Raw genomic sequence first — 18,583 nt, forward strand, 5'->3', positions numbered from 1 at the left:
CCGTGCACCGCCGACTCTGGACCATCCCATGCATCTCGCTCGCGGTCGCGGCGTGCTCCCTCGAGCCGCCATCGTACGCGGCTTACACCGCGGCCCTCGATCACCTGTCCGCAGGGACAGATACGGAAGGGTCGTCGGGATCGACGAGCACGACCACGACCACGACGGCACTCACGAGCTCCGGCGCGACCGCGACAGGGAGCTCGTGGGCGACGACGTCGGACGGCGAGACGGCGAGCGGCGGGATGACGGGCGACGACGGCAACGCTCTGCCGCTCGAGGTCGCGGTACTCCTGGGCCCCTCGTCGGTGAGCAAGGTCGGCGAGGTGTTGGTGAACGTGTGGACGTCGCGGCCGGTGAAGACGATCGACATCTTCGACGGCGAAGAGCCGCTCGTGCTCGGGGCGGCGCCCAAGACCCCGGTCGCCGTGCTCGAAGTGACCTCCGATCAGAGCCCAGGCGACGGCATGCATATGATCCGCGCCGTCGCGCACGCCGAGGACGGCGTGATCGGCCAGGCGGAGAGGGACCTGCTCATCGACGTCGCGCCGGGCGGCACCGACGTGTGGCCGCCCTACGTCCACGCGGGGCCCGTCAGCGCCTTCACGGGCGTGACGCTGCTCGGCGATCAGTCGATCGCGGCCTCGGGCGTCATCGAGGCGAAGGAAGGTCTGGTAGCGGTCGTGATGCAGTTCGACGGCGCGACGGGCAACGTCGAGGCGGGACCGATCTCCCTCGGCAAGATCTCCGTCGCGGCCGCGGGCCACGGTCCGGCCATCGCCGCAGGCGACGACGGCGCCGTCTACGTGGCCTCGACGCGCGCCGGAACCACGTGGGCGGTGTCCAAGGTACGGCCCGGCAACCCGTTGCCGCTGGTGTGGACGGTGACGGGCGAGCTCGGGACCCAGGCCTTCGGGATCACGTTCGCGGGCAATCGCGTGGTCGTCGTCGGGGCCAGCGAGGTCGCTCCCGGCACCCATGACCTCAAGGTCTGGTGGCTCGCAACCGAAGACGGCGAACTGCTCGACGAGAGCACCTTCGCCGCGGGTTCGGAGGACGACCCGGGCAACCTATTGGATGAACTCGGACGGGCTGCGACTCTCGTTGGCGATCGCCTCGTCGTCGTGGGAGAGCGCCAGATCGAGGGAGAATTCAACAACCCCTACCGTCGCGCGGTCGTGCTGCACTACTCCCTCGCGGGGATCTTGCTCGACGAGTGGACCTCACCAGGAGAGCTGCTGGAAGAAGACGCCGGGATGGCCGTGGCGCCGCTGCGCGACGGTGGGTTCGTCGTCACCGGCTGGGGCCGCAACGTCTTCACCATCCGCCAGGTGCTGACGCGGTGGTTCTCCGCCACCGGTGAGGCTGGCCCCGTGCGGATCGAGTCCACGCCGGGGAATGACGCGATCGCCTACGCGATCGGCGAGGACCGCGAGGGCAAGCTCGTCCTCGCGGGCTCGCGCAAGACGCCGGCGACCGACGCGGACGCGTGGATCTTCGCCATCTCCGGCCCGCTCGGTGCCCATACCTGGGACGTCATCCGCAGCGGTCCCGGCAAGGGGCCCGACCAGACCGCCGACCTCGCCATCGGTCCGTGGGGCCACGTGTCCGTCGTCGGCGGCGAGTTCGCCGACTTGCAGCCACGGGCCTTCGCCATGCGCCTCTACCCCTGATCGCTGCACGATCTCGACTGGCGGGTCCTCCCGGATCGAGGACCCGCCCGCCCATCTCACTGCGGGACGAACACGTCGCACTGCGTCTTGATCTTCGCCGCGGCCTCCGCGAAGTAGCTCGCGTAGCCCGCCTCGTTGCAGATCGAGCCGAACACCGAGTGAGGCATCAGCTCCGTCCAGGTCCGGAGTTCGTGGTAACCGGGAGGAACCCCGATGTAGCCGCACAACCCGTCCGGGTCGTCGATATCGTTGGTGATGACGAGCAGCACCACGGCATCCGCGTCGCCCCCCTTGGCCTCCACTAGCGCGTCCGCCCAGTCTTGAGGCGTGCCGGCGCTGAACTCGTCCCACGTGTCCTGGATGGCGACGACCACGAGCAGCGCGTCCTCCCGGAGAAAGCCCGCGTCGCACCCGCCCGGCTCGTTGATCTCCTCGGTCAGGGCATTCATCGTGACCTCGGCGACGTTGTCGGCGCCGTTGACTCCGACCGACGCGATACAGGTGAACGCGTCCTCGAGCTCGGGCTGCCCTGCGGTGATGTAGCGACGACCGCTGGCGAGGTCGCACCGCTTGTTGCTCGCGTGCTCGCCGATCGGGTACGTGACGCCCGCTCCGCGGACCGTGTCGCACGGCTCGGGTTTGACGCCGCAGGGGTACTCGGGCACCTCGGGACAGAAGTCCTCACAGTTGGCGCACAGCACAGGGTGCCCCCACAGCGGCGACGTGTTCGCCGACAGGATGTGATAGTCGAACTCCGCGAACTCGCTCTCGAGCGTGCCGATGAAGCCCGGGAAGCTCGACTTCAGCCAGCCCTGCGCGACCTCCATCGTCCAGGCCGAGCTGATCGTGAACACAAAATCGATCTTGCCCTTGCAGCCCGCCGGCGGCTTGTCGCCCCCGTCCGGCGGGACCCCGCCGTCCGGGATGCCGCCCACCGAACTGCTCGAGCTCTCCGCCGAGCTCCCCGCAGCCGAGTCCTCGCCCGTGCCCGTCGCGCCGCTCGTCGTGGTACTCGCCGTCGTCTCACCCCCGCCGGTGGTCGAAGTCCCGACCGGCGCCGTCGTGATGCTCGTGCTGAACCCCGAACCCTGCCCGCTGCCATTGTTGCAGGCGAGGACGGCGGCAGCAGCGAGCACGAAGCGGCGCATGGAACCCGCAGTATAGCGGACCGACACACGAAGTCGATGCGTCGAGGCCGCGCTCTGTACACCCTTCGCCAGGTACTGACGCAGTCGTTCAGTGAGGCTGGCCGCCGACCTCGCCATCGGTCCGTGGGGCCACGTGTCCGTCGTCGGCGGCGAGTTCGCCGACTTGCAGCCACGGGCCTTCGCCATGCGCCTCTACCCCTGATCGCTGCACGATCTCGACTGGCGGGTCCTCCCGGATCGAGGACCCGCCCGCACATCTCACTGCGGGACGAACACGTCGCACTGCGTCTTGATCTTCGCCGCGGCCTCCGCGAAGTAGCTCGCGTACCCCGCCTCGTTGCAGATCGAGCCGAACACCGAGTGAGGCATCAACTCCGTCCAGGTCCGGAGTTCGTGGTAGCCGGGAGGAACCCCGCTGTAGCCGCACAACCCGTCCGGATCGTCGGTGTCGCTCGTGACGACGACGAGCACCACGGCCTCGGGATCCCCGCCCTTGGCCTCGACCAACGCGTCCGCCCAGTCCTGAGGCGTGCCGGCGCTGAAATCGTCCCACGTGTCCTGGATGGCGACGACCACGAGCAGCGCGTCCTCGCGGAGGAAGCCCGCGTCGCACCCGCCCGGGGCGTTGATCTCCTCGGTCAGGGCATTCATCGTGACCTCGGCGACCATCGAGGTGCCGTTGATCCCGACCGACGCGATGCAGGTGAACGCCTCTTCGAGCTCGGGCTGCCCTGCAGTGATGTAGCGACGACCGCTGGCGAGGTCGCACCGCTTGTTGCTCGCGTGCTCGCCGATCGGGTACGTGACGCCCGCCCCGCGGACCTTGTCGCACGGCTCTGGTTCGACCCCGCAGGGATACTCGGGCACCTCGGGACAGAAGTCCTCACAGTTGGCGCAGAGCACAGGATGCCCCCACAGCGGCGACGTGTTCGCGGACAGGATGTGATAGTCGAACTCCGCGAACTCGCTCTCGAGCGTGCCGATGAAGCCCGGGAAGCTCGACTTCAGCCAGCCTTGCGCGTCCTCCATCGTCCAGGCCGAGCTGATCGTGAACACAAAATCGATCTTGCCCTTGCAGCCCGCCGGCGGCTTGTCGCCCCCGTCCGGCGGGACCCCGCCGTCCGGGATGCCGCCCACCGAGCTGCCCGAGCTCCCCGCAGCCGAGTCTTCGCCCGTGCCCGTCGCTCCGCTCGTCGTGGTACTCGCCGTCGTCTCGACCCCGCCGGTGGTCGACGTCCCGACCGGCGCCGTCGTGATGCTCGTGCTGAACCCCGAGCCCTGCCCGCTGCCGTTGTTGCAGGCGAGGACGGCGGCAGCAGCGAGCACGAAGCGGCGCATGGAACCCGCAGTATAACGCGGCCGACGCGCAGAGTCACGCCAGGGGGCGCTGAACGGCCGCCATGCCGAACGTTCGGTCGTCGGCTGGCACCTCCATTCGCGGCGTACGCGTCCGCGAGGGCTGCTCGGCGCGCTCCACCAGCGCGTCGAGACCGTGGCGCCGCGCCGCGCCGCGCGCTGCTCCTCGAGCTGACCCAGCACCAGCGGCTGACGGCAACCGGGTCGCCCTGGCGCGAACGACGGCCATCCCTCTCTTCCGGCGCCCATCACTCGGCGAGCTCGGGTCGCCGGTGTCGACACATACGACAATCCATGGCTCGATCTCGATGTTCGCCCACGAATGATGGATGGACCGGAGCTGGATTCGTCATGGACGGGACTATCCATTTCGTCCGTACTCTCCCGCCTCATCGTCGACGCTCCACTCGAGCCGCGGGAATCGTCGCCTGGGCCGCGCTGGCCCCATGCGACGACGAACGCTCCATGGTCCTGCGCGCGGACCTCGACCGAGGCCTCGCCGTGCGACCACGCGGAACGGCGGCGCGTCCGCCATTGCGACGAACGATATCGACACAGCGTGACGCTGCCGTCGCCGCGGTGACAGATGTCGGCGTCAGGCCCACCGCGCTCGCCACCACCCTGCCTCCAGGCGGGGCGCATTCGCGGGCGCCAGCGCTCGCCACTACAGCCTCTGCAGACCTCACCGGCGGCCGCGACGCCGGGGTGCGATGATTCGCGGATGCCTCCGAATCCACGCGAGCAGCGGGGCAGCGGGCGGTCTGCGTGAGCGCTTGTCCTCCCCGGTCACATCGTCTAGCGTCGCCCCGATGTCCGATGTCGAGTCGCGGATCCACCAGCTCGTCCGGCGCGTCCGCAGCATCGTCGACGCCGGCGTCCCGGAGCCGATCGCCGCGCCCGGCGACGACGCGCTCGGCGAGCTCGAGCGCGAGGTCAACCAGCTGATCCGCGCCTCCGACGCCCGCCTGCAGGAGCGGCTCCTGTTCGCCGTCGGCCCGGTCGTCGTGTTCCGCTGGCAGAACCGCGACGGCTGGCCGATCGAGTACGTCTCGCCCAACGTCGCCTCGCTGACCGGCTACCCGCTCGAGGACTTCGCCAGCGGCCGCCGGCCCTACGCCTCGCTGATCCACGCCGACGACCTCGCCCAGGTGTTCGAGGAGGTGACCAGCAACAGCAACGGCGGCGCCTCGTGGTTCGTCCACCAGCCCTACCGCCTGCGCCACGCCGACGGCCGCTCGCTGTGGATCGCCGATTACACCGTCATCCTGCGCGACGACGCCGGCACCATCACCCACTACTTCGGCTACATCATGGACATCACCGACCAGGTCGATCAGATGTCGCGCCTGCGCGCCCAGGAGCAGGTGATCGAGCGCCTCGGCAGCCCCGTCCTGCAGGTCGGCCGCGGCGTGCTGGCGGTCCCCGTGCTCGGCGGCCTGCACGGCGACCGGGCCGCCCGCATGACCGACGACCTGCTGTCGGCGATCTCGCGCCTGGGCGCCCACACCGCCATCCTCGACCTCACCGGCCTGCTCGAGATCGACACCGCCACCATCGAATCGCTGCTGCGGACCAGCCGCGCCGTCGGCCTGCTCGGCTGTCGCTGCGTCCTGTCCGGCATCTCGCCGCTGGTGGCGACGCTGATCGTCCGGCTCGGCCTCGAGGCCCAGTCGCTGACCACCGCCGCCACCCTGCAAGACGCCCTCGAGCTCGCCCTCCGCGCCTGAGATCGTCCGGGGCGCGCGCGACCGTCGTGACTCGAGCGCCCCGCTGCGCGCGCCTGCTCCCGCGCGGGCACGTCGCCGGCGCTGCCTGCCGGGACATGTCCGAAGGGGCATGTATTGACATCCGCGCTTCAGGACACGCGCGCGCGAGCTCTCAGCACGAGTTCATGCATTTGTAGTTCTCGTACTCCCAGGGCCCGCAGCCGCCGCAGGACGGAGGGCTCGGGGCGGCGTAGCACCAGCGGTGATAGTGGGTGTACGTCTTGCCGTCATCGCCCCGCTCGATCTCGCACGAGCCGCAGCTCCCCTCGTCCGTCTTGAATTCCCAGAAGCCCTGACAGACCCCCTCGGAGACCTGCGGCGCGTCCGCGAGGGCCGGCGGTTCCTCGGGGAGGTGTTCGCTCGCCGCGGGCTCGGCCGGCAGCGACTCGCAGAGGGGGAGCAGGGCGGCGAGCTCGTCGGAAGTCACGGGGGCGAGCGCGGAGTCCCGCCAGGACGGCGCCTCCGCCGGATCGCACGCGGCCACGAGGAGCGAGGCGACACACAATGTACAGCTTCGAAGGTTCATGACACCATCACCCCCGGCATTCATTCACGCACCACCAATTCATCACGGTGGCGGGCTCGCAGCCGCAGCTGACCGGACTCGGGGCCTTGTAGCACCAGCGCTTGTAGTTCACCCGTTTGAAGCCCCACTTCTGGATCACGTCGTGCCAGCAGGTCCCGCACGCCTCGTCGACGCTGGGGTAGTCCCAGTAGCCGTCGATGCATTCGCCCTTGGCCGGGTGTGGCGAGTCCGCGAGGTCGTCCGGGCCGATCGGCGGCGCTGCGGCCTCCTCCTCGGCGAGCTCGCACAGGTCGCGGAGCTCGTCCTCGGAGACGACGTCGAGGACGGCCGCGGCGTCCTCGGCGAGCGCCGCGTCAGGGTCGTCGCAGGCCGCGAGGGCGAGCGCGCAGAGCCACCCCGCGGCGGTGAGCATTCGTGGTTTCGTGGTCGTCGCTGTCATCGTCGGTGCTCCCTTGAATGGAGTCGTCACGCCGGCCACCCGCGTGGTGCCCGGCCTTCTCGAGAGATGACAGTCGACCCACGGCGATGTCGCACCGCGTCGACGACAATTTCTCCACGCGACCGACGGGGGCGCCCGCCCGCGGCGCCAAGCCCCCTGCGAACGGTCGCTCGACGGCCGCGTCCGCTGGCGAATTCCGCAGCACCCCTTCGCCTGTCTTCCCGGCCAGGTGGTGCGGCCGCTCGAACAGCGGCGCGCCGCGGGCCGCGAGGGTCGAGCGCGACTGGGCGTCGGCTCGCGTCCTCGGCTCAAAACCCGGCCGACATCAGGTAAACCACCGCTCTCCGCCGGCAGCGCCGCGCTCCACGCCGGCCGCCGCTCGAGCGAGGCCGGCGCGCGCGGTCGGGTACAGTTCGCGCCGCATGGACTCCATCCTCGTCGGACACGAGCTCGACTTCCTGGCCCGCATCGGCGTCTGCTTGGTCTGCGGCACGACCATCGGCGTCGAGCGCGAGCTACGCAACAAACCCGCCGGCATCAGCACCAACTGCTTCGTGATCGCCGGCGCGTGTCTTTTCACGTTCATCTCGCAGCAGGCCGATCCGGAGAGCCCGGCTCGCATCGCCGCGCAGGTCGTGTCGGGAGTCGGCTTCCTCGGCGCCGGCATGATCCTGAAGGCCGCCGGCGACAAGATCACCAACCTGACCACCGCCGCGTCCGTGTGGTTCGGCGCCGCGGTCGGCATGTCCATCGGCATGGGCTGGTACGTCATCGCCGCGATCGGTACCGTCTACGCGGTCCTGGTACCGCGTATCCCGCACGTCAAGAAGTGGCGGAAGCAGACGCCGGACGGTTGATCGAGGGCGCCGTCGGCGATCGTGACAGCGCGGAGGTCGGCGACGACGAGGCGCCGCTGCACGCCCAAGTCGCCATGCGCGACGCCTCTTGCTCGACGAGGGCCGTCGAACCGGTCTGCGCGGCCTTCGGCGATCACTCGAGATCGCCGACCTCGACCACCCGGCGCACCTCGAGCTCGGCCAACCTCGCCGCCACGGCCAGCTGAAGATCGCGGAGCCGCATGTCGCGCACGCTGAGGCTCGCGTCGACCAGCTCGAACGCGCTCAGGCGGCCATTTTGATAGCCCGCCTGCGCCTGCAGCCGCAGCGCGTCCGCGGCCCCGCGGCCCATCTCCACGTGGCGCAGCGACGCCTCGAGGCGCCCCAGCGCCACCGTGTGCGTCGCCTGCAGCCGCTGCTCCGCCGCCAGCACCAGCGTGCGCGCCACGCTGTCGGCCGCCCGCACCTCCGCCCGCGCCCGGTCGACGAAGCCTTGCCCGCGCGACAGCACCGGCAGCGGGATCGTCACGCCTGCGCCCACGTCCACCTGCCCCGGCCCCTGCCCGAAGCCTGCTGCCACGCGGAGGCCGATGCCCGGGAAGATCTCGCGCTTCGCCACCCGCACCTGCGCCCGCGCCCCGTCGATCCGGGCCTGCGCCGCTGCCAGGTCGGGCCGCTCCTCGAGCATGCGCTGGCGCAGCGCCTCGATCCCGCCCATCTCCGGCCGCGCGAACAGGTCGACCCGCGGCGCCCCGCGCAGCCGCGGCGCCAGCGGGCCGACCGCGACCTCGAGCTCCCCGCGCGCCGCCGACACCTCCGCCTCCGCGCTGCGCACCGCCGCCTCGCCCGCCATCACCTCGAGCGCGATGCGGGTCGCGTCGTACCGCGGCGTCACCCCGCCCGCGACCCGCGTGGTGACGATGCGCTCGCTCTCTCGCAGGTCGTCGAGCGCGTCGCTGTGGATCTCCACCGCCTGGCGCGCGCTCGCCAGCCCGATCATCGCCCGCTCGACCTCCAGCTCGAGCCCGCGGACCAGCCGTTGCCCCTCGGCCGCCACCGCCCGCGCCTCGTGCTGCGCCGCCTCCCCGCGGGCCTTCGGCGCCCCGGTCACCGGCAACCACTGCCCCACCCCGACCACCATCGCGCCCGCGCGGTCGTACGAAGTCGAGCGGATGCCGAGGAAGTAATCGGCGTTGATGACCGGGTTCTCCCACAGCCGCGCCGCCACCTGGGTGGCCGCCGCCGCCTCGACCCGCGCCGCCGCGTAGTCGCGCAGCGGATGGCCCTCGCGCATCGCCGCCACCGCCTGCGCCAGGGTGAACCCGGGCTCGACCTCGACCGCGTCCGCGCGCCCTCCGGGCCGCCGCGTCGCCGCTCCTGGCCGCGCCGAAGGATCGGCGACCACCGCGTCCTCGCGCGCCGCGGGCTGCACCGCCACCGCCAGCGGCGTCGCCAACCATCCTGCCAGCAGCCACGCGATCACGGCTCACCTCCGCTGCGGCGCGGCGGCCCCGAGTACAGCAACGGCAACAGCGCCAGCATCACCGGCGTGACCACCAGCAGGCCCGACACGATCGCGATTGCGAACGGCCGCTGCGTCTCGCTGCCCATCGCGTGGCTGAGCGCCGCCGGCACCAATCCCAGCAGCGCCAGCGCCGTCGTCAGCAGCACCGGTCGCAGCGCCGTCGTGGGCCCGACGATCGCCGCCGAGCGCGGCTCCTCGCTCGCCGCGCGATCGATCGCCCCGCTCAGCACCACCCCTGAAAGCACCACCTGCCCGAGCAGCGCGATGCAGCCGACCGCGCTGCTCACCGAGAACAGCTCGCCCGCCAGCCGCAGCCCCGCCACCGCGCCGAAGCACGCCAGCGGCAGGAACGCCGCGATCACCAGCGTCGGCCGCAGGCGCCCGAAGTTGAAGAACAGGATCGCCAGGATCGCCGCCAGCGCCACCGGCAGCGACAGCGCCAGCCGCCGCATCGCCCGGTCCTGGTTCTTGAACTCGCCGCTCCACACCAGCTGCATGCCCTCGCCGAGCGCCACCGCGTCCGTGGCCGTCTGCGCCTCCTGGACCGTGCCGCCGAGGTCGCGCCCGCGGACGTTGAACTTGACCGCCACGAAGCGCGTGAAGTCCTCGCGCCAGATCGCCGCGCGCCCCGGCGCCAGCGAGATCGTCGCCACCTCGCCGAGCGTCACCCCCAGCTCCGGCGCCGACACCACCAGCCGCCGCAGCGCCGCCGGATCGGCGCGCACCGACTCGGGCAGCCGCAGCGCCGCCCCGTAGCGGCGCTCGCCGTCCCACACCTCCGTCGCCACCGCGCTGCCGAGCGCCACCCGGATCGTCGTCTGCACGTCCTCGACCGCCAGCCCGCGGCGGGCCAGCGCCTCGCGGTCGAGCTCGATGCGCAGCTGCGGCACGCTGCCCGCCTGGTACAGCGCCAGGTCGGCCACCCCGGGCACCGCCGCCAGCCGCTCGCGCAGCGCCTCGGCCACCGCCGTCATCTCCGCCAGGTCTTGCCCGCGGACCTTGACCACCACCTGGCCGATGATCCCCGAGATCGTCTCGAACACCCGGTCGGTGATCGGCTGCGAGAAGTTGAGCTCGACCCCTGGCAGGTCGGCCAGGCGGTCCCGCAGCTCGCCCTCGAGGCTGCGCCGCGACGAGCCCTCGCGCCACTCGCCCTCGGGCGCCAGGTTGACGAAGAACTCGGCGTTGTTGGGCCCCTCGGCCTGGGTCGCGTCCTCGGGCCTGCCGATGTGCGTCAGCACGTCGGTGACCTCCGGCAGCTCGAGCATCGAAGCTCGCATCTGCGTCACGTGGCGGCGCGTCTCGTCGAGCGCGATCGTCGACGGGAACACCGCCGTCACGTAGAACCCGCCCTCGTTGAGCTCCGGCAGGAACTCGCTGCCGATCCCGCGCGCATAGACCCCGAGCCCGACGGTCAGCGCCAGCAGCCCCCCCGCCGCCAGCCGGCGCAGCCGCAGCAGCCGGCGCAGCCCCGCCGCGTAGACCTTGCCGAGCGCCACGATCCAGCGCGGCGGCGCCCCGTCGACGCGCCCGCGCAGCAGCGCACGCTCGAGCGCCGGCACCACCAGCGCCGCCGACAGCAGCGCCCCCAGCAGCGCGAACCCGTAGGTGTAGGCCATCGGCGCGAAGATCCGGCCCTCGACGCGCTCGAGCGTGAAGATCGGGATCAGCGCCGCGATGATGATCAGCAGCGCCAGCGCCACCGCGCGGGCCACCCCGCCGGCCGCGTCCTCGATCACCGCCGCGCGGTCGCGGTGCGGCTGGTGGTGGATCGCGTGCAGCGTCGCCTCGAGCACCACGATCGCCCCGTCGACCAGGATCCCGAAGTCGATCGCCCCGAGCGAGATCAGGTTGGCCGGCAGCCCCATCCAGCGCAGGCCGATGAACGCGGTCAGCATCGACAGCGGCACCACCACGCCGATGATGATCACCCCGCGCCATGTCCGAAGGAACAGGTACACCACCGCCAGGACCAGCAGCGCCCCCTCGGCCAGGTTCTTGCCGACGGTCCCGAGCGTCGCCTCGACCAGCACCGTGCGGTCGTAGAACGTATCGATCTGGACCCCCGCCGGCAGCACCTCCTGGTTCAGCTCCTCGACCCGCGCGTGCAGGGCCTCGAGCACCACGCTCGGGTTCTCGCCGCGGCGCAGCAGCACGATGCCCTCGACCACCTCGTCGGTGTGCCCGCGGCCGACGCTGCCGCGCCGCGGCGTCGAGCCCTCGACCAGCGTCGCCACGTCGCGCACGCGCACCGGCACCCCGCCCTGCTCGCGCACCACCGCCAGCCCGAGCTGCGCCGGCGAGTCGACCGCCCCGAGCCCGCGGACCACGAACTCCTGCGCGCCGATGCCGACGTAGCCGCCGCCCGCGTTGGCGTTGCTGCGCGCCAGCGCGTCGTGGACCTCCGCCACCGACACCCCCGCGGTGGCCAGGCGGGCCGGGTCGATGCGCACCTGATACTGGCGCTCGAACCCGCCGAACGTGACCACGTCGGCCACGCCTTGCACCGCCCGCAGCCGCCGCTCGACCACGAAATCTTGCAGCGCCCGCAGCTCTCGCAGGCTGCGATCGCCGCGCAGCGTGTAGCGGTAGATCTGGCCGACCGGCGTCGCCTGCGGCCCCATCTCCGCCTCGGCCCCGTCCGGCAACTCGGCCCCGCGCAGGCGATCCGCCACCAGCGTGCGCAGCTCGAAGTCCGAAGTGCCCTCGGCGAACGTCAGCGTCACCAGCGACAGCCCGAACACCGACACCGAGCGCAGGTCGATCAGCTTCGGCGTGCCCGCGAAGGCCCGCTCGAGCTCGATCGTCACCCGGCGCTCGACCTCTTCGGCCGCCTGCCCGGGGTAGATCCCCACCACCTCGACCATCGGATCGGTGACGTCCGGGAACGCCTCGATCGGCAGCTCGCGCAGCGCCGTCCACCCGTACGTCGCCAGCATCAAGGCCGCCGCCAGCACCAGCGGCCAGCGATGGACCGCGAATCGACTCAGCGCAGCGAACATGACGACCTCACAGCAGCCGATCCAGCTCGCCGTCGAGCAGCACCGCGTTCTCGCTGACCACCGTCTCGCCCGCCGTCAGCCCCTCGACGATCTGCACCTTGTCGCCGAAGCTGGACCCGAGCGCCACCGTGCGCCGCTCGAGCACCCCCTCGTCGACCGCCACGAACACCACCAGCGCGTCGCGCCGCAGCAGCACCGCGCTGCGCGGCACCACCAGCGCCCCGTCGCCGCGCACCGCCGCCCGCACCCGCACCGCCATCTGCCCGCGCAGCCGCGGGTCGGTGGCGTTCGGCATGCACACCGCGATCGCCGTGCGCGTCGCCCGGTCCAGCGTCTGCACCACCTGCACCAGCTTGCCGGGGAACCGCTCGGCCCCCAGCGCCGGCACCGAGAACGTGCAATCGGCCCCCTCGCGCACCCCCGCCGCCTCGTGCTCGGGGAACGCCGCGGTGGCGAACAGCCGCACCGCGTCGCCGATGAGGAACGCCGGCTCGTCGTCTTCGGGCGTCACGCGCTCGCCCGGGTCGAGCGTGCGCAGCAGCACCTGCCCGTCGGCGCTGGCGCGCAGGATGAAGCGGTCCGCGCCCTCGTTGCCGGCCTGGATCGCCCGCAGGCTCTCGCGCACCCCGCGGAGCTCGGCCTCGCCGCCCGCCAGCCCTGCCTCCGCCTCCACCAATTCTCGCGGCGAAGCGGCCCCGTCGCGGACCAGCTTCTTGAAGCGCGTCACCGCGTCGCGCTGCGCCGCCAGCGTCGCCGTCAAGCGCCGCGCCTCGCTGCGCAGCCGCGCCACCTCGCCGCTGCGCAGCGTCGCCAGCGGCTCGTTGGCCCGCACCTGCGCCCCCGCGGCCACGTGCACCGCCTCGACGTAGGCCGCGAACGGCACCCGCACCGCATAGGCCGCGTCGGGCGCGAACTCCAGCCGCCCCACCCCTTCGATCTCCGCCGCGATCTCCCCGCGCTCCGCCGACGCCAGCGACAGCTTCGGCCACAGGTCGGCGCGCACCTGCATGCGCCCGTCGTCCTTCAGCGCGTACGCCGGCGCCTGCGGCGTCGCGGCGTGCGGCGTCGCGGTCGTGCAACCGATCGCGAGCGCCGCAAGCAACCAGGAGACGTAAACGAACCGCATGTCGGGAGACCATGACACCCCTCGATTACGAACGCCGTTACGACGGGGTTAAATCGCCGAAAGACACCCGCACGCCGATCCACTATTGCGTCGCGTCGACCTCGAGATGACCTCCGAGACAGGTGACCCGCGCGTCGCCGACGTGCGAGTCACCGCCTCTCCGCCGCGATCGCGCCCGCCATGCCCTCGACCTTTGCAGCGCCGCAAGATGACTGACGAGACAGACGACGCCCGCGAGCACCTTTCACCTCACGAGCGCAGGACCTCCCCACCTCCGTGGCCCCACCCCACGAAGCACCCCGCCGTGGCTCCGCGAGCCGCTATCTGTCTCTCGAGACAGACGACGACCTCACGAATCTCGATACAGAAAGACATCTCCTCGCGGCCCGACCTTGCAAGCCCGAATACATGTCCCGAAAGACAGCCCCCCAGCATCACGCCGCCGTGATCGAGCGCGACGGCGCCGAACCAATGCTCGCCTCGTGCCAGCGCCGCGCGACCGCGCTGGCGGCAAACGTCTATGCGGTCGTCCGCGACCGCGAGCCGCCCGACCCGGACGCCTCCACGAGCGCCGGCCCGGGCTGCGCATCGGCCTCGAGCTCTCGCCGCAGCAGCCGGCGCTGCCATGCTCCGAGGCCGAGGGAGATGCCGACCAGCAGCGAGAACGCCCCGAAGAACACGGACACGGAGGGGTAGAAGAACACCATGAAGAACATGAACTCGAACAGCGCGGAGGCGACGCCTTTCGCGCGGCCGAACAGCCTTGCGAACGCGTAGTCCCAGAATTCATGCGTCGGGAAGACTGGCAGCTTTTGCGGCCCGGCCGGCGACGGCACCCGCGCCTCCTGAGCATCCGGGGTACCGCCCTCGGTCAGCGCCCGCATCCGTCGTCGCGCGAGATATCGCCGGCTCACGCGCTCGACCAGGCCAGCCCAGAGCGCGGCGAACGCCATGGCCGCGAGCCCGTTCTGCCACCACGACAAACCTCCGAAGTAGACCAGGCAATCATAAAATATGAAGCCCGGGATCCAGAACGTCAGCGTGATCGGCGTGAACCTCGCGAGGTTCCAGAATTGCTCGGTCGGCAAGAACCCCCATCTTTGCGGGGGCAGGGGTCCGCGCGAAGGAGCAAGCTGCTGTCGCAGCGCCATTGTCCCGCGGTCCGTCACTTGTTCTGCGCTCCGTCACAATTGCCAGCGATATGACCCGAGACGGTGTTGTGAAGACTCGGCGGCTCCTGGCGCCGCAGCAGGACGAGGGAGGCCTGAAGCATGGCCCTCCATGTGCCTCTGCACCTGCCGCCGGGCGCGCGGCGACCAGGAGCAGGCGCAGCAGCGTGCGAGCACTCGAGCAGAGGCCCCGTCGAGTTCCGCCGGGGCCCGCGCCGGTGCCATCCGGCTCATCGTCCGCTGCGTCTCGGCGCCAGGACCTTCCTACCGATCATCTGTCCTTCAGGACATACCGGAACTCCGCCCCGCGACCACCTCTCTCACCCACACCCCCTCGACGGCCCGGCCTGCCGCCCGTCGAGGAACTCCGCCACCGCCCATTGATTCAGCCCCGTCGCAGCGAAATCGATGGAGCCGTTACCAATCGCCAGGCCAGCTTCAAACGAGCTCGGGAGCCTCGCCCACCGTCCGCCCAGGGGCGACCCGAACGCCGGGCGACTCGCACCTCGAGCAGCCCCTCGCGAGAGCATGTCCCGAGAGACATGTTCCGCCATGCCCCCGCCGATTTCCTCGCCTCGCATCCCCGCGGCGCCCAGCGGCCTCTACCTCGCCGATCGCCCTCCTGCCTGCCCCAGCGCGCCGGCCGCGAGCCGCGACAGCCGAGCTCGCCCGCCTCGTCCCGCCCCTCGCGCGCTGGACTCGCCGTGCACTCCGCGTCATCGTGCCCCCAGTCATGAAGACCACGCGCACTCCCAGCATTCCCCGCCACGGCCGGGCCATCCTCGGTCTCGGCCTCTCGCTCGCGCTGCTGTCCGCTTGCGGCAGCGACCCCGGCGACACCACCACATCTGCCACCGAGACCGGCGCCACCGAGACCGGCACCACCGAGACCGGCACCACTGCGCCCGGCACCACCGATTCGTCCACCTCGCCGACCACCGGCACCGCCACCACCGACGACACGGCCACCACCTCGCCGACCACCGGCACCGCCACCACCGACGACACCACCGACACCACCGGCAACGAGGGTCAGCCGTCGCTGAGCTTCTTCGTCTCGAGCACCGGCAGCCTCACCGGCAACCTCGGCGGCCTCGACGGCGCCGACAAGCGTTGCAAGGAATTGGCCGACGCCGTCGGCGAGGGCGACAAGAACTGGCGCGCCTACCTCAGCACCGAGAAAGGCCCGGACGACCAGCCGGTGCACGCCCGCGACCGCATCGGCAAGGGCCCCTGGTACAACGCCGACCTCGTGATGATCGCCGCCGACCTCGACGATCTGCACACCAAGGAGGGCGATCACACCCTGTTCCTCAACGAGAACGGCGAGCCGATCAACGGCCAGTGGGAAGGTTCGCCCACCCCCAACGAGCACGACATCCTCACCGGCTCCAACAAGGACGGTACCGTCGCCGTCGGCTTCACCTGCGCCGACTGGACCTCCGAAGACGCCTCCGTGTTCGCCCAGGTCGGCCACTCCGACGGCCTCGGGCCCATGGGCAGCGACGCCGAACAGTACCGCTCGTGGAACTCCGTCCACGAGAACGGCGGCTGCCACGACACGGCCCCCAAGGGCGGCGCCGGCCTCGTCTACTGCTTCGCCGCCGACTGACGCGCGCCGAGCTCGACGCACGCGAGTCACTCACGAGCCCCCCCGCTCGACGGGCCCCCGCGAATGGTTCACGCTCGCAAGGCATGCGAGTCGCCGTCATCGGGCACGTCGAGTGGATCGAGTTCGTGAGGGTCGCCAGGGTCCCCGCCGCCGGGGACATCGTCCACGCGCGCGACACCTGGGAGGGCCCCGGTGGCGGCGGCGCCGTCGCGGCCGCGCAGCTCGCTCGACTCGCTGACGATTGCATCTTCTTCACCGCGCTCGGCGACGACGACCTCGGCGCCCGCGCCCGCCGCGAGCTCTCCGCCCTCGGCCTGCGCCTCGAGGCTGCCACGCGCCCCGGTCGTCAGCGTCGCGGCCTCACCTTCGTCGACGACACCGGCGAGCGCACCATCACCGTGATCGGCGAGCGGCTCGCCCCGCACGCCGCCGATCCGCTGGCCTGGGACCTGCTCACCGACTGCGACGCCGTCTACGTCACCGCCGGCGACCCCGACGCCCTGCGCCTGGCCCGACGCGCGCGCAAGCTCGTCACGACCGCGCGGATCTCCGCCCTCCTGCGCGCCGCCGGCATCGAGGTCGACGCCCTCGTCGGCAGCGCCCACGACCCCGCCGAGCGCTACGCCCCCGGCGACCTCCATCCACCCCCGCGCCTCGTCGTCCGCACCGCCGGCGCCGCCGGAGGCACCTACGAAGCCCTCGGCCACGCGCCCAGGCCCTATCCCGCCGCCCCGCTGCCCGGCCCCGTCGCCGACGCCTACGGCTGCGGCGACTCCTTCGCCGCCGGCCTCACCTACGCCCTCGGCGCCGGCCTCGACCCGGACGACGCCGTCCGCCTCGCCGCCCGCTGCGGCGCCGCAGCCCTTACCGGCCGCGGCCCCCACGGCGGCCAGCTCGATCGCAGCACGCTGTGACGCGAAGCGGGCGAGCCCCCGCTACCGCGAAGCTGCCCCGCGGCCCTGCTCGATCGCCACATGCTGCGACGCGGAGCGAGCGAGCCTTCGCTGCCGCGCCGCTGCCCGCCACGGCCCTGCTCGCTCGCCCCGTCACCTTGCCTCCGGGACATGTCGCATCGGACATCTACGTGCTCGGCGGCTGCCTGCTCCGCGGGCGCTCCCTCCGCGCATGAGCCTCGATCCTGCCGCCGAGCTGCGCCAACTCTTCGACCTGTGGTTCCACGCCATCGACGAGCGCGACGTCTCCTTCGTCGATCGCCACTTCCACGCCGAATTCCACGACATCGATTTCGACGCCGTCGTCCGCGCGTCACAAGGAAGGCTGTTCCAAGATTCACGGATCGAGGTTCCAGACCGTTCCGTCTACCGCGCCATGTTCGCGGCCCTGCCGCCCGGCACCACCGGCGACCACGACGTGCGAGCGTTCGACGTGCGCCCGCTCGGTGAAGGCAGCAGCGCCCTGGTCACCGGCGTCTACTATGCCCGCCTGGAGATCCCCGGCGTGCCGAAGATCGAGAAGACCCTGCGCTTCCTGAGCGTATGGGAGCAGAGCCTCGCCGGCTGGAAGCTGCTCGCCCACCAGACCGTCGCCCTGCCGGGCGCGTGAGCGGGGAGCGTCCTCGCACCATGACCGAGCTCATCAAGATCTCGCGGCGCGGGGAGCCGGACAGGCACCTGCTCTGCATGCCCGAGATGATGCTGCGAGCTTCGCCTCCTTCTTCTGAACGCTGAGCGCGTTCCCCGGCTCGGGGAAAGCGCTGTCGGGCTGGCCGCGTCCATCTCCCCTTGCGCCAACGCCTGCGCTCGGGTGTCATGGATTCATGAAAGATCCGGCGACTCACTTTCAACCCTGGATCGGGAAGAACTACCGGTCTCCCGGCCGCAAGAACAAGCGCGTGATGGTGCTCGGCGAGTCGCACTACGAGTGGCTCGACAACCAGTCCCTCGCCAGTGACTGGACACGGCAGTCCATCGAGCATGACATCATCGGAAAAAAGCATCGTTTCCGTACCCGTGTGGCCGCAGTTTTTCTCGGCCATCGCCCGACGACACCCGAGGAGCGCGGCGACTTCTGGCACTCCGTCGCGTTCACGAATTACATCCCCGTGAGTGTGGGCAGGGGAGCGAAGAAGGAGCCGACCGAGGAGATGTGGTCGGCCGCGATTCCGCGATTCTCCGCCTTGATCGCGGAGCATGAGCCTCAATTCCTCCTCGTCCTCGGCCACGAGTTATGGAGGCGAGTGCACTATAGCTACGCCATGGACGGCCGCCCCGAGCCGCACCTGAGCCCGCTGGGTGAATGGCGAATGTGGCGCTACCGCATCACGCCGGACCAGACAATACTCGCCTGTGCCACGACCCATCCGTCATCCAGAGGCTTCGACTTCAACCAGTGGCACCCTTTCGTGGAGACGATGTTGAAGCTCGCTTGAATCGGAGTCCACCCGG

15 protein-coding genes are annotated in these 18,583 nt (G+C 71.2%); 7 read left to right on the forward strand and 8 right to left on the reverse strand.

Features of this window, described 5'->3' with window-relative positions; all coding sequences use genetic code 11:
• Nucleotides 1-2 precede the first annotated feature (2 nt).
• Nucleotides 3-1,673 carry a hypothetical protein gene (locus POL25_RS32340; RefSeq protein WP_272090145.1) on the forward strand — a complete coding sequence of 557 codons (1,671 nt, stop codon included), beginning with the start codon at nt 3-5 and terminating at the stop codon, nt 1,671-1,673.
• 56 nt (nt 1,674-1,729) lie between these two features.
• On the opposite strand, the gene POL25_RS32345 is transcribed toward POL25_RS32340, so the two are convergent.
• A complete protein-coding gene (locus POL25_RS32345) occupies nt 1,730-2,821 on the reverse strand; it encodes a hypothetical protein (RefSeq protein WP_272090146.1) in 1,092 nt (363 codons plus the stop codon).
• A gap of 258 nt (nt 2,822-3,079) precedes the next feature.
• Nucleotides 3,080-4,159 (reverse strand): hypothetical protein, encoded by a 1,080-nt coding sequence (locus POL25_RS32350; RefSeq protein WP_272090147.1) that lies wholly within the window; start codon nt 4,157-4,159, stop codon nt 3,080-3,082.
• Nucleotides 4,160-4,986: 827 nt separating this feature from the next.
• Here POL25_RS32350 and POL25_RS32355 point away from each other — a divergent pair.
• Nucleotides 4,987-5,904, forward strand: a complete 918-nt coding sequence (locus POL25_RS32355; RefSeq protein ID WP_272090148.1) for an STAS domain-containing protein — start codon at nt 4,987-4,989, stop codon at nt 5,902-5,904.
• A 151-nt stretch (nt 5,905-6,055) separates the two neighbouring features.
• On the opposite strand, the gene POL25_RS32360 is transcribed toward POL25_RS32355, so the two are convergent.
• Both POL25_RS32360 and POL25_RS32365 read right to left on the reverse strand, forming a co-directional pair.
• A complete protein-coding gene (locus tag POL25_RS32360; protein ID WP_272090149.1) occupies nt 6,056-6,370 on the reverse strand; it encodes a hypothetical protein in 315 nt (104 codons plus the stop codon).
• 106 nt (nt 6,371-6,476) lie between these two features.
• Nucleotides 6,477-6,908: a hypothetical protein gene (locus tag POL25_RS32365; RefSeq protein WP_272090150.1), complete on the reverse strand. Its 432-nt coding sequence runs from the start codon at nt 6,906-6,908 to the stop codon at nt 6,477-6,479.
• Between the two features lie 422 nt (nt 6,909-7,330).
• Between POL25_RS32365 and POL25_RS32370 the strand changes: the two genes are divergently transcribed.
• Nucleotides 7,331-7,765, forward strand: coding sequence for an MgtC/SapB family protein (locus POL25_RS32370; RefSeq protein WP_272090151.1), 435 nt, complete (start codon nt 7,331-7,333; stop codon nt 7,763-7,765).
• Nucleotides 7,766-7,898: 133 nt separating this feature from the next.
• Here the strand turns inward: POL25_RS32370 and POL25_RS32375 are convergent, their stop codons facing one another.
• The 4 genes from POL25_RS32375 to POL25_RS32390 all read right to left on the reverse strand — a co-directional run bounded on the left by POL25_RS32375 (nt 7,899) and on the right by POL25_RS32390 (nt 14,485).
• Nucleotides 7,899-9,227, reverse strand: a complete 1,329-nt coding sequence (locus POL25_RS32375; RefSeq protein ID WP_272090152.1) for a TolC family protein — start codon at nt 9,225-9,227, stop codon at nt 7,899-7,901.
• A complete protein-coding gene (locus POL25_RS32380; RefSeq protein ID WP_272090154.1) occupies nt 9,224-12,271 on the reverse strand; it encodes an efflux RND transporter permease subunit in 3,048 nt (1,015 codons plus the stop codon). The genes POL25_RS32375 and POL25_RS32380 overlap by 4 nt, the downstream gene beginning before the upstream one ends.
• Before the next feature lie 7 nt (nt 12,272-12,278).
• Nucleotides 12,279-13,397 carry an efflux RND transporter periplasmic adaptor subunit gene (locus POL25_RS32385; RefSeq protein ID WP_272090156.1) on the reverse strand — a complete coding sequence of 373 codons (1,119 nt, stop codon included), beginning with the start codon at nt 13,395-13,397 and terminating at the stop codon, nt 12,279-12,281.
• Between the two features lie 518 nt (nt 13,398-13,915).
• Nucleotides 13,916-14,485 (reverse strand): hypothetical protein, encoded by a 570-nt coding sequence (locus POL25_RS32390; protein ID WP_272090157.1) that lies wholly within the window; start codon nt 14,483-14,485, stop codon nt 13,916-13,918.
• A gap of 814 nt (nt 14,486-15,299) precedes the next feature.
• On the opposite strand from POL25_RS32390, the gene POL25_RS32395 reads away from it, so the two are divergent.
• From POL25_RS32395 to POL25_RS32410, 4 genes are all read left to right on the forward strand, one after another.
• A complete protein-coding gene (locus tag POL25_RS32395) occupies nt 15,300-16,178 on the forward strand; it encodes a hypothetical protein (protein WP_272090158.1) in 879 nt (292 codons plus the stop codon).
• 83 nt (nt 16,179-16,261) lie between these two features.
• Nucleotides 16,262-17,092: a PfkB family carbohydrate kinase gene (locus POL25_RS32400; protein WP_272090159.1), complete on the forward strand. Its 831-nt coding sequence runs from the start codon at nt 16,262-16,264 to the stop codon at nt 17,090-17,092.
• Between the two features lie 211 nt (nt 17,093-17,303).
• Nucleotides 17,304-17,741, forward strand: a complete 438-nt coding sequence (locus tag POL25_RS32405) for a DUF4440 domain-containing protein (RefSeq protein ID WP_272090160.1) — start codon at nt 17,304-17,306, stop codon at nt 17,739-17,741.
• A 214-nt stretch (nt 17,742-17,955) separates the two neighbouring features.
• Nucleotides 17,956-18,567 carry a hypothetical protein gene (locus tag POL25_RS32410; protein WP_272090161.1) on the forward strand — a complete coding sequence of 204 codons (612 nt, stop codon included), beginning with the start codon at nt 17,956-17,958 and terminating at the stop codon, nt 18,565-18,567.
• Nucleotides 18,568-18,583 lie beyond the last annotated feature (16 nt).

Source organism: Nannocystis bainbridge, from assembly GCF_028368995.1.
In the GTDB taxonomy this organism is placed as follows: Bacteria; Myxococcota_A; Polyangia; order Nannocystales; family Nannocystaceae; genus Nannocystis; species Nannocystis bainbridge.